9 protein-coding genes are annotated in these 12184 nt (G+C 56.2%); 5 read left to right on the top strand and 4 right to left on the bottom strand.

What is annotated here, in order from left to right; genetic code table 11:
- The first annotated feature begins 18 nt into the window (after window positions 1-18).
- The 5 genes from ACEN9O_RS16830 to ACEN9O_RS16810 all read left to right on the top strand — a co-directional run bounded on the left by ACEN9O_RS16830 (window position 19) and on the right by ACEN9O_RS16810 (window position 5166).
- Window positions 19-1071: a bifunctional UDP-4-keto-pentose/UDP-xylose synthase gene (locus tag ACEN9O_RS16830; protein WP_495613009.1), complete on the top strand. Its 1053-nt coding sequence runs from the start codon at window positions 19-21 to the stop codon at window positions 1069-1071.
- 36 nt (window positions 1072-1107) lie between these two features.
- Window positions 1108-2052 carry a polysaccharide deacetylase family protein gene (locus ACEN9O_RS16825; RefSeq protein WP_495618493.1) on the top strand — a complete coding sequence of 315 codons (945 nt, stop codon included), beginning with the start codon at window positions 1108-1110 and terminating at the stop codon, window positions 2050-2052.
- 24 nt (window positions 2053-2076) lie between these two features.
- Window positions 2077-2541 (top strand): peroxiredoxin, encoded by a 465-nt coding sequence (locus ACEN9O_RS16820; RefSeq protein WP_495613008.1) that lies wholly within the window; start codon window positions 2077-2079, stop codon window positions 2539-2541.
- Between the two features lie 290 nt (window positions 2542-2831).
- Window positions 2832-4637 (top strand): PhoH family protein, encoded by a 1806-nt coding sequence (locus ACEN9O_RS16815; protein ID WP_495613007.1) that lies wholly within the window; start codon window positions 2832-2834, stop codon window positions 4635-4637.
- A gap of 244 nt (window positions 4638-4881) precedes the next feature.
- Window positions 4882-5166, top strand: a complete 285-nt coding sequence (locus tag ACEN9O_RS16810; protein WP_495613006.1) for a type II toxin-antitoxin system HicB family antitoxin — start codon at window positions 4882-4884, stop codon at window positions 5164-5166.
- 1 nt (window position 5167) lies between these two features.
- On the opposite strand, the gene ACEN9O_RS16805 is transcribed toward ACEN9O_RS16810, so the two are convergent.
- From ACEN9O_RS16805 to ACEN9O_RS16790, 4 genes are all read right to left on the bottom strand, one after another.
- Entirely contained in the window at window positions 5168-5917 is a 750-nt protein-coding gene (locus ACEN9O_RS16805) for a DUF4349 domain-containing protein (RefSeq protein ID WP_495613005.1), read from the bottom strand.
- 133 nt (window positions 5918-6050) lie between these two features.
- Window positions 6051-6311 (bottom strand): type II toxin-antitoxin system HicB family antitoxin, encoded by a 261-nt coding sequence (locus ACEN9O_RS16800; protein ID WP_495613004.1) that lies wholly within the window; start codon window positions 6309-6311, stop codon window positions 6051-6053.
- The gene (locus ACEN9O_RS16795) at window positions 6308-6490 is read right to left on the bottom strand and encodes a type II toxin-antitoxin system HicA family toxin (RefSeq protein ID WP_495613003.1); all 183 of its coding nucleotides are present in this window, start codon (window positions 6488-6490) and stop codon (window positions 6308-6310) included. Before ACEN9O_RS16795 ends, ACEN9O_RS16800 begins: the two co-directional genes overlap by 4 nt.
- A 72-nt stretch (window positions 6491-6562) precedes the next feature.
- Window positions 6563-12136 (bottom strand): DUF3320 domain-containing protein, encoded by a 5574-nt coding sequence (locus ACEN9O_RS16790; protein WP_495613002.1) that lies wholly within the window; start codon window positions 12134-12136, stop codon window positions 6563-6565.
- Between the last annotated feature and the right edge of the window lie 48 nt (window positions 12137-12184).

Below are 12184 nucleotides of genomic sequence, written 5' to 3'. Positions count from 1 at the left end.
TACCTGGGTAACTATCAAATGAAAAAAGTCCTCATCCTCGGCGTCAACGGCTTCATCGGCCATCACCTGTCGAAGCGCATCCTGGAAACGACCGACTGGCATGTCTACGGCATGGACATGAGCACCGACCGTATCACCGACGTCCTGGAGAACGAGGCGTACAAGTCGCGCATGCACTTCTTCGAAGGCGACATCACGATCAACAAGGAATGGGTCGAGTACCACGTCAAGAAGTGCGACGTGATCCTGCCGCTGGTGGCGATCGCCACGCCGTCGACCTACGTGAAGGCGCCGCTGCGCGTGTTCGAGCTGGACTTCGAGGCCAACCTGCCCATCGTCCGTTCGGCCGCCAAGTACGGCAAGCACCTGGTGTTCCCGTCGACCTCGGAAGTGTACGGCATGTGCCACGACGACGAGTTCGATCCCGAGAACTCCGAGCTGATCTGCGGCCCGATCAACAAGCCGCGCTGGATCTACTCCAACGCCAAGCAGCTGATGGACCGCGTGATCTGGGGCTACGGCATGGAAGGCCTGAACTTCACCCTGTTCCGTCCGTTCAACTGGATCGGCGCCGGCCTCGATTCCATCCACACGCCGAAAGAAGGCTCGTCGCGCGTGGTGACCCAGTTCTTCGGCCACATTGTCCGCGGCGAGAACATCTCCCTGGTCGACGGCGGCGCGCAGAAACGCGCGTTCACCGACATCGACGACGGCATCGACGCGCTGATGAAGATCATCGAGAACAAGAACGGCGCCGCCACCGGCAAGATCTACAACATCGGCAACCCGGTCAACAACTACTCGATCCGCGAGCTGGCCGGCATGATGCTGGCGCTGGCGCCGCAGTACCCCGAGTACGCCGAAGGCGCAGCCAAGGTCAAGATCGTCGAGACCACCTCGGGCGCCTACTACGGCACCGGCTACCAGGACGTGCAGAACCGCGTGCCGAAGATCACCAACACCTGCGAAGAGCTGGGCTGGAAACCGACCACCACCATGGCCGACGCGCTGAAGAAAATCTTCGACGCCTACCGCGGCCAGGTGGCCGAAGCACAAAAACTGATGGACTAAGATTTGACCGAGACTTTGCAACCGCAAGCGCCGCTGATGGTGTTGAAGATTGATGTCGACACCTACCGCGGCACCCGTGAAGGCACCCTCAACCTGGTGCAGATGCTGAAGGCCCACAAGGCCCAGGCCACCTTCCTGTTTTCGCTGGGACCGGACCACACCGGCTGGGCGCTGCGCCGCGCGCTACGCCCGGGCTTCTTCAGCAAAGTCTCGCGCACGTCCGTGGTCGAGCATTACGGCCTCAAGACGCTGATGTACGGCACCCTGCTGCCGGGTCCGGACATCGGCAAGGAATGCGCCGGCCAGATGCGCACCGTGCGCGACGCCGGCTTCGAATGCGGCATCCATACCTGGGACCACGTGCTGTGGCAGGACAACGTCGCCAAGCGCGACGGCGCCTGGTCCACCAGCATGATGCGCAAGGCCGCCGCCCGCTTTGCGCGGGTGTTCGGCAGCGCGCCGCGCACCCACGGCGCGGCCGGCTGGCAGATGAACAACGCCGCCTTCGCCGAGCACGACACCGCCGGCTATGCCTACGCCTCCGACGGCCGCTGCATGCTCAACGAGAACGGCACGCTGGCCCATCCTGGCGACGGTCCGCACCGCTTGTCCGACGGCGACAAAGTGCTGTCCCACATCCAGTTGCCGACCACGCTGCCGACCCTGGACGAGCTGCTGGGCCGCGAGATCGACGGTGTCACCATCGGCACCGGCAACATCGCCGCCTTCCTGCTCAAGCTGACCGCCGGCGCCACCCGCGACCACGTATATACTTTGCATTCCGAGCTTGAAGGGCAAAAACTCGCCCCCATCTTCGAGCAGTTATTGGCCGGATGGAAGGCGCAAGGTTACCAACTGGCGTCGATGGCCGATTACCATCAGAAGGTCCAGCACCAGACCATGCCGGTTTGCCCGATTACCTGGGGTGAGCTGCCCGGTCGTTCGGGACAGCTGATCGTACAGGGCGCCGCCCGTTCTTAATGCCTACCGTTCAGGAGAGTGCCTGTGGCTGATAGCCCATCCGTAGTACCCGACTTTTCCGCCGCCATGACCGGCGGCCAGACCTTCCAGCTGTCGGGCCGTCCGGCGCGTCACACGGTGCTGTTCTTCTACCCCAAGGACAACACCCCGGGCTGCACCACCGAAAACATGGCGTTCCGCGACCTGCACGAGCAATTCCAGGCCGCCGGCGCCGAAATCTACGGCATCAGCCGCGACTCGCTGCGCTCGCACGAAAGCTTCAAGACCAAGCTGGGCCTGCCCTTCGAGCTGATTTCCGACCCCGACGAAGCGCTCTGCCTGCAGTTTGGCGTCATGAAGATGAAGCAAATGTACGGCAAGACGGTGCGCGGCATCGAACGCAGTACGTTTGTGATTGACGCTCATGGTCAATTGGTGAAAGAATGGAGAGGCGTGAAGGTAGCGGGTCACGTCGATGAAGTGCTGGAATTTGTAGCGCATCAGGCTTAGTGTCAGGATGCGCGTTGCAGCTTCCGGAGTTGCTCAACCGAACCATATCCAGTCATTTTGAGTCATCACTGTAATTCACACCACCACCCTACATGGTGGCCAGCCGGCCACCACGCGGTACTTTCTCCGGGCATGATGAGCGCCCGTCGGCAGTCTTTAAACCCTGTTTTACCCAGCATCCACCCCATCCGGTCCCAACGTTTCCAACGTTGGGAGTGTGCGTTCGTGCTCGCATTGCGAGCACTCACCTATGGGCGGATTCCTCCAGATTTTTTTCAAATGAGATCCTGATGCCACTGCCAAAATTACCTAGTAAGCCAGCGACTTTACTTCTGGCGAAAGATTATCCAAAAGCGACAGGGCCGCGTCCAGTTCCCGCTGTAGCAGCGGTGGCCGCGGCTGTGCCTGCGCCCGCGCCGAAGAAAGCGGCGCCTGCAAAAGCCCCAAAAACCACCACCAAGTCCAAAGCCGTGGCGTCCGTGCTGAAGGCCGCGCCCGCCGTACTGAAGAACGCTGCAGCCGGCATCGCGCCAGCGGCCGCACCTGCCAAGCCGGCCGCCAAGGCCAAGCCCGTACCTGCCGCGCGCGGCAAGGTCACGCCGATCACCGCCGAGGCGCCGCACCCGGCCAAGCACAAGCCGCATGAAGTGGCGATCAAGTCGTCGACCAGCCGTCACGCCGACCAGACCGGCACCACCAAGCTGTTCGTGCTGGACACCAACGTGCTGATGCACGATCCATCGTCGTTGTTCCGCTTCGAGGAACACGACGTCTACCTGCCGATGATGACGCTGGAAGAGCTGGACAACCACAAGAAGGGCATGACCGAGGTGGCGCGCAATGCCCGCCAGGTGTCGCGCACTTTGGACGCGCTGGTTTCCAACACCGACGACGACGCCATCGAGAACGGCATCCTGCTGTCCAAGCTGGGCAACAAGGACGCCAAGGGCCGCCTGTACTTCCAGACGCGCCTGCAAACGGCGGACCTGCCGGTCGGCCTGCCGGTCGGCAAGGCCGACAACCAGATCCTGTCCGTGGTCCGCTCGCTGGAAGCGGAACAGGAAGGCCGCCCCGTGGTGCTGGTGTCCAAGGACATCAACATGCGCATCAAGGCGCGCGCGCTGGGCCTGCCGGCCGAGGACTACTTCAACGACCACGTGCTGGAAGACACCGACCTGCTGTACTCGGGCATCGTCCAGCTGCCGGACGATTTCTGGACCAAGCACGGCAAGGACCTCGAATCCTGGCAGGAAAATAAAAACGGCCAGAGCGCGACGTTCTATCGCGTCACCGGTCCGTTCGTACCGTCGCTGCTGGTCAACCAGTTCATCTTCCTGGAACCGAAGAATGGCGAAACGCCGTTCTACGGCCAGGTCAAGCAGATCAACGGCAAGACCGCCGTGCTGCAGACGCTGCGCGACTTCAGCCACAACAAGAACAATGTGTGGGGTGTAACCGCCCGCAACCGCGAGCAGAACTTCGCCTTGAACTTGCTGATGAATCCGGAATGCGACTTCGTCACCCTGCTGGGCCAGGCCGGTACCGGCAAGACCCTGCTGGCCCTGGCCGCAGGCCTGGCGCAAGTGCTGGAGACCAAACTCTACAACGAAATCATCGTCACCCGCGTGACGGTGCCGGTCGGCGAAGACATCGGTTTCCTGCCGGGCACCGAGGAAGAGAAGATGTCGCCATGGATGGGCGCGTTCGACGACAACCTCGAAGTGCTCAACAAGTCCGATTCGGACGGCGGCGAATGGGGTCGTGCTGCAACGCAGGACCTGATCCGCTCGCGCATCAAGATCAAATCGCTCAACTTCATGCGCGGCCGCACCTTCGTCAACAAGTTCCTGATCATCGACGAAGCGCAGAACTTGACGCCCAAGCAGGTCAAGACGCTGGTCACGCGCGCCGGTCCCGGCACCAAGATTCTGTGCCTGGGCAATATCGCGCAGATCGACACGCCTTACCTGACCGAGGGCTCCAGCGGCCTGACGTATGTGGTGGATCGCTTCAAGGGATGGTCGCACAGCGGTCACGTGACCCTGGCGCGCGGCGAGCGTTCACGCCTGGCTGACCACGCCAGCGACGTTTTGTAAATGTAGTAGAATAAACCCGTACCTGTTAGCCCCGCCCGCAGCAATGCCGGCGGGGCTTCTTTTTTCTCCGAAGGAACTTTTAAATGGGCTCGCAAGACCATTCCGATGTCGATTTTTAATGCATTGCACAATAAAGGCAACGCCAGCCACGAAAATGCTTGAAACCAGCCGCAAGCTGTATGACACTAGGAACTGCAAGTCTTTGATTTCACCAGCCTTTCGGACCACAGCCGAGGTAAGCGCAATGGACATCCCTATCCTGATCCGAAAAAAAGGCAACACCAAGTATGGTGTCACCGTGCCGGACATTCCCGGCTGCGTCACTACGGGCGAGACGGTGGACAAGGCCATGAGCAACGCCACCAAGGCCATCTATGGCCACGTCGGCCAACTGGTCGAGCAGGGCAAGGCCTTTGAAATCAAACCCTCCGAAGTGGAACTGCTGTCGCGCGAGCCGGACTATGCCGGCGGCATCTGGGCGCTGGTCAGCCTGGACCTGGCCAAGCTGAACGATCCGCCGGAGGATTGAGCTAGCGGCTGCCCGCCTGCCCGCGACGCCACCACAGTTTGCGGGCCAGCCACCAGATCAAGGCCAGTATCAACGACCACGGCAGCAGGTATGCCAGGCCCGTCAGCGTACTGGCGATGCCACCGGACAGATTGCCATTGAAGTCGGACAGCGCATGCCGGATCGGGCTCCAGAAGGACGAGCGGCTGCCCGATTGGATATGGATATGGAGCAGGTCCAGATTGATGCGTTCCATCAGATGGTTGTTCTCGCCGCTGGCCTGCTCCAGTTCAGCCTGCACGCTGGCCTGCTCCCTGGAGAGTTTGATCAGCGCATCGGCATCGATGCCGGGCTTGCGTTCCAGCTCGGTCAAGCGCTGCTGATAAGCGCGCAACATCTCAAGGCGTTTCGTGCTGTCGGACACCGGCCGCGCCAGATCCTCCACACTGGTTTCCTGCCGCGCCAGCTCACCGCCGGCGGCGGCCAGTGCCAGCAGCTGGTTTATCCCCGCAGGCTTGGCGCGCACGCGCAGGGAGGCTTCGTTGCGCCGTCCGCCGTCCAGGCTGGAGCTGAGCAGCATGCAACTGTTTTCCCGATCCGCCTGACAGGCCGCCGTCAACCTGGCCAGCAAAGGCTGGATCTGCTCTTCCCCGGTATCGATGGTCACAATATGCTGGTAGGCCAGGAACTTGCCGCGTCCCGGCGCAGTGCTTGCCGCCAGTGGCACAGAACCATCGATCGCTTGCGGACGGCCGCAGGCAGCAAGCGTCATCACCAAAAGCAAACACAGCAACCTGACCATAGCGTAGACGTCCTTGAAAATATTAAATGTTCAGCAATGCTAACATTTTCCAAGGCAGTGACTTGCCATCAGCGATTTCAACATCAGTGTGGGTGGGCTGCAATTAAGGCAGATAAAGCTCGACCTGCAACCAGAATCCGCCTTGATAGCGGTCACTGTCGCGCCAGTTTTCGATAGGAGTGGGAGGCGGCGGCACTACTTCTGCCCGGTCATACATTGCGATAAAAGCTTCCTGTGCCATCGCGGGAAGATCATCCAAGTCGTCTGCTGCCGTGTACACCTCAGGAAGGTCAGGAAAAGCAGCGCCATAGGCGCTGCCCTCATCCTTCCAGACATAAATCGGATAAAGCATAGTGGCCTTCATTTCAAATTCGCCTGCTTCAAGATAGCCTTGGTAAGACCGATAGACAAATCTTTTTTGGGATGAGGAACAATCACAGTCTTGCCCGAGGCAGTATGAAGAAACTTATGATGGCTGCCACGCGTAGAAACATGGCACCAACCATGAGAAAGAAGGAGTTTGATAAGATTGGTGCTGTTCATCCGGCGACTTTATCGATAAAATCGCTCCGCCGTTCTGCGTCAAAACAAGCCGCGCTCTCCGACAAACGAAGATCATATCGGTGCGTCGCTTAACACTAAATTATCTCCTTGACGCACCAGTGCAGCTCTTCCAACCAGCCTCTCCACTCGCGCTTGAATCAGCTCACGCAAGTGACTACTGGTAGCTTTAAATCCAAATGATCGAGAAACTGACAACACGATCTCTTCCGAACTTGCCCCAAAGTTTCTTTCGACCACGCTACGAATCGCAATATCGATCTCCTTAGGAGGTAACATCTCTGGCTTACGCAATGCGTCGGAAATCACCTCGCTTCGATCTCGGACAATAATCGGCGCACCCCTCATCGATATAAATCGATCTTCAATCACAATTCCTTCTTCTTGGAGAACAAGCTCAAGTCCCCGCTCCACTGCAGCTTGAATACGCCCCCCCGCCCGCTTCAGCCCCCACGTGGACCGCAACCGAACTATGATTTCATCGGCGTGCACAGGGCTCTCTACAGCAACGACTGATTTTATGAGTTCAGCAAGCACGCCAACTGGCGTTTCATGAAGCTCGTGACCGCCCGCAGGTCGCACAGGCCTCGCTTCAATGTAGGCAATACGCTCCTTCTCCATTTCATCCATTGAGGCCAAACCAATTTCAGTCGCCCCTCCCCGATCAATACTAACTATCGTTACAGGCACTGCAAGACTTCTCTTGGACGAGAGTTCTAACCGCGCGTCTAGTTCCTCCCGCGCAGCGTCAATAGCAGTTAGAACGCGCTGAAGCTCGTCTTTCGGTCGGTTAAACCAGTCGGCACTCCATATTCGGTGAATAATCCATCCGTGATCCTCAAGAACTGCCTGCCGCAACCTGTCTCGATCTCGAGCAGACCGTGAACTGTGATAGGTCGCACCATCGCACTCGACACCCAAAATATATCGACCTGGTCGGTCAGCATCTGCGATTGCCAAATCAATGAAGAAACCAGCGATTCCGACTTGCGGATGAACTTGACAGCCATGCTCTTGCAGGGCTTTTGCAACCTGGATTTCAAACGCACTCTCATAATTCCGATCGGTAGCTTGAGCCATGGCAAGGCGGCCAGTACGGGCGTAATGCAGAAATAATTTGAAAGCGTAAACTCCCTTACCTTTTCCCCGTTCCAAGTCAATGTCTTCGTCTGTAATGGAGGAGAATACTTCACATCGCCTCTTCGCCCGGCTAATGAGCACGTTCAAGCGCCGCTCGCCACCGTCCGCGCTCAACGGTCCAAAACGCATCGCCAGATATCCTTGCGCGTTACGGGCATACCCGACCGAAATAAAAATCACATCCCGCTCATCGCCTTGGACGTTTTCCAGATTCTTAACAAAAAAAGGTTCATTAGGATGAAGATTAAAGAATGCTTCGGTTTCCAGATTTTGCCGCCGTAACAATTCCAACTGATCCTGAATCGCTTTACGCTGCTTCACAGAAAACGTGGCGACGCCCAAGGATAGCTCTGGATTCTGGCGGGCATGCTGGATGATGGCATTCGCTACAGTCCTCGCCTCCACCTCATTGGTACCACTGTTGCCAGAGTCAAAAATTCCATCGGCAATGTGACTGAACTGTAGTCCCATACCTGCCTCTTTTGTGTAAGGGCTAGGAACGATGAAAAGTTTGTTCTCGTAGAACTGACTATTCGACACCGCAATCAATGATTGATGCCTGCTACGGTAGTGCCAACGCAACATCCGTTGAGGTAGCCCACGAGCAGAAAATAAACCGAGAATGCTTTCAATGTCAGATACCTGAGCTTCATCGTTTTCTTCATCATCCAACGACCCGCTCGTCATTTTTGAAAAGAACTTGGTCGGAGGAAGTTGCCTCTCATCGCCGACCACAACCACTTGGCGGCAACGCGCAATCGCGCCCAATGCGTCAACTGGCTGAATTTGACTCGCCTCATCCATGACAAGTAAATCAAAATGAAGCTGCCCCGGTGGCAGGAATTGCGCAACGGATAGAGGACTCATCATAAGTACTGGTTTAAGTGCCTGTATCGCAGGTGCGGCCTTGAGCATTAATTGCCGAATCGGCATGTGACCTCGACGCCGAGCCATCTCTCCCCGCAAAACACCCAACGGTCCAGCGCCGCCTCCCCCCTGAGGGATCTTTCGATAATGTGCCTGAACCACCTCCAGGCTGGAGGCAGCTATCCGCTCACGATCTAATGCAGAGAAGTCACTCACCAGCCGTGAGTGGATTTGTCCATCAAAGCGCGCTAGAGCGGGATCGGCAGCCACCTGATCCCTGAACAGCGCTTCGTAATAGGCCATATCAAAGGTTTTGCGCGTGGCGCTGGCATCTATAGTGCCGCCTTCCAGTCCCGCAACTATTTCCGCCAATCCTGCAGCGCTAGCTTGCTCGGCTCTATCTCGATAAGAAACCCATTTAGATAACTGCTCCGACGACTCCATCCACGCAGTCAAGCGCGTGGCCAACTTTGTCACCGACACGTTCCCCGCAGCCTTCGTACCAAATAATTCCCAAGCATCGCTACGCAAACTGCTAAACAACTGCTCAAAGTTTTCAGCAAGCGCCAAAAAGTCCTTCTCAATTGTCACTGCGTTTAAGAGGGGCAAGCCGCGCGCCTCGTGCCGTGCCGCGACGTTGAGAATATCACCGTTCTCGCCTATCCAACGGGTTGCGCTATCCAAAGACGCCCAGTCCGACGCTGTAGCAGCCCACGCGGTGTCAAAGGCCGTGTGGCCAAGTAGCTGACCATCATCAAGTATTTTTTTTGCGGCTTGTGCAGCAATCAGCCTCTCTAGATTCGAGATAATTTCCGACCTAGCTGCAGGCATCCGCACGAATACTTCTGAGCACATTCGGGACATCGAGATCAAATGTTCGATATACACAAGCATCGTCTCCAACGAAACGTCTTCTACGGTAATAGCATCGGGAAACAAGCGATTTCTTTCCGGCCCGATTGAGTTCCACATTTCTTGAAGCAAGCCATGGACATCGAGGAGCAAACGTTGGACATGTTCAGCGCGCACGCCAATGGCAGCTCTATCAGGTAGTCTCTGAGCAATCAGTCTTGGCTCGGCCCCTAAACCTCTTAAACTACGCATCCACTCAACCAGCGCAGACAACGGAGCAACCGACGAACGCTCACCCCGCCAGTCGGCTCCAAAGGCTGCGCGCCCAATGTCGTCATTGATCTTAATGCTCGTGCGCGCCTTCTGTCCCTTCGCCAAGAGATCCAGCAGGGAGAGTTGCCTCGCTAACGGCGTATCCGGAATCTTCAATATGGACTTCACTCGGGCCCGCGCCTTCCGCCAGCCGCCGTTAAGAAACCTAAACATGCCGCTACCATGCGCTGCCAATACCTGGCGCGCATCTGAAAGATCCATATCTAATGCCGCATCCACAATATCGCTTTCAATCTCAGCGCTAACAGAATGCCATACCGAAACTGCCTCGACCAAATCGGCGGCCTGTTCGACGCCTTGCTCCCATATGGTCGCGGCAAAGATTTCCGGACTGGCGTTCGGCGCTGCCGCAACGCGCTCCGCAGTTAATATCCTGTTGGAAATGAAGGTGATCGTCCCTAGGCTTTCGCTACTTCCTAGGGCGCGCGTTAGTCGTGCCGCCTCATCAACAAGTGTCGGTAAGATAGCCAGCAATTGATCGGCAACGGCAAAGGCAGAAAGGTTAAAGTTGACTGGGAGTTGGTCAAAATCTCTACGCAATACGTCCACGTCCACAAACCACGCTGATGGGCTCAAACTGTCACGCAATCCCGACTCGAGACCGCTCCATTGCAGGCCAGCCTCGATCAATCGCTTTATGTGTTCGCGCTTAACGGTCCAACACTCTGCAGTCAAAGCAGAAGCGCTCAAAAGCGGCGCATCGGCAACACGACGCGCACGTTCGATCAACGCGTTCATTTCCACCAAATTTTCTGGCACATCCAGCTCTAACGACTGAGAAAGTGACAACCGGGCTCCACATGCCACGTCAAGATTACTTTTTAACTCGGCGATTCGACGTACAAGGCGCTCTACGTCGGTGGGGAGAATTACGGTCAGCCCAACTCCACGCCAAGGATGCGCGGACGGTGAACCAATTTCAATTATCCTTTGCGCTAACTCAGCGATCAGACCCTCTCGAAACTTACGTTCGTCGGGACTCCAGTTCTCCGGTGAAACCAATCGCAGGTCAACTGGTTGAAAATCCTCTTGACGCAAACGCGTCAGCTCCCCGATAACTTGATATGGTGTCAACTGCGCATTGGAATGCACCTTATGCAGCCTAGTCGAGTGGGAATTAAGTGCGTTTCGGGCTTCTGAAAGCCGAGAATTTAGTGTCGATTCGAAATCACATCTTGGGGCGCCAAGATTGGAAGTACGCCGTAGTTCCTCAAGCAAAATTCGCTTGTTCGCCTTGTTGCTGTGCAGCTCAAGACAGGCATCACCAACCCCCGCGGAATCGAGACGCCGCTTTACCACTTCCAGCGCGGCCATTTTTTCCGCTACGAACAAAACAGTTTTTCCATCGGCGACTGCCGAGGCAATAACATTTGCGATCGTCTGCGACTTGCCAGTGCCAGGAGGCCCTTGGATGACAAGATTCTGCCCCGCTCTGACGTCGTGAACCGCAAGCGCCTGCGAACTATCACAATCAACTATGTGCAACATGTCAGCAGGAGCAATATGCGCATCAATGCACTCATTGTCAGGGAACAACGGTGCAGGTGAGCCAAAACCATCATTTAACAGGCCTTTGATCAAAGGCTGAGAAGTAATACCTGCTTGCGCTGGCCATGCCGCAGGATCCAAGTCGCGATACATGAGGAACTTCGAGAACGAGAAAAACCCGAGAACAATATCGTCAGAATTGACACACCAATCAGGCTTAGATTTGATGGCATCGCCCACTTCGCTTATATAAGCCGCAATGTCGACCTCATCACTCGACTCAAACGGAGGTAATTTCAAACTATGAATACGGTCCAGATAAGCCTCCAGCGACAAGTTGGAAGCGGGATCCTCTTGGCGCCATCTAAGTTTAAATTGCTCTGCCGCGTTTCCACGTTCGAGGCTGACAGGAACTAGAATCAGAGGGGCATAACGAATATTTTTTACATTGGTTGGATCAACCCATTTCAAGGTCCCCAACGCCAGAAACAAAATATTGACACCTTGCTCCTCCTCAAGAGTACGAGCATCGAAATAGAGTTCGAGCAATCTTTTCTGGAGTCCCTTAGACGTCAGTTTAGTCTGGAGTTTCGTATCCACATGACGATTGAAAACGCCATGTTCATTTACGCTTTCGTCCGGCTGAGCTAGATCACCGATTTCATCGCTGTCTTCCACGGAATCAGTTGTGCCCCGAGACATAGCTGCTCGACCGGGCAAGAATGTAAAAGCACGGTTTTCGGTGACCAGCATCCGGAAAATTTCGGATGTTTTTTCATCAATTACCTCGATGGTTCGCGCGGATTTCGCTGATCGCGGAATATTCAACAAGCGATTTCGTGCAGACAAATCCAGCAACTCTGTGCGAGCTCTTTCCAGCTTTTCTGAAATAGACAAACTAGCATGCAAGAAGTTCGATTCGTGACTGTTTTCACCATCGGATATCATTTTTCAGCCCTCATTCATTCAAGGAAATATTTCTTCTCTAAACAATTA

It is taken from the genome of Duganella sp. Dugasp78, assembly GCF_059491455.1.
The sequence above is the reverse complement of the archived record's forward strand: the minus strand, read 5'-3'. Positions and strand labels throughout refer to the sequence as shown.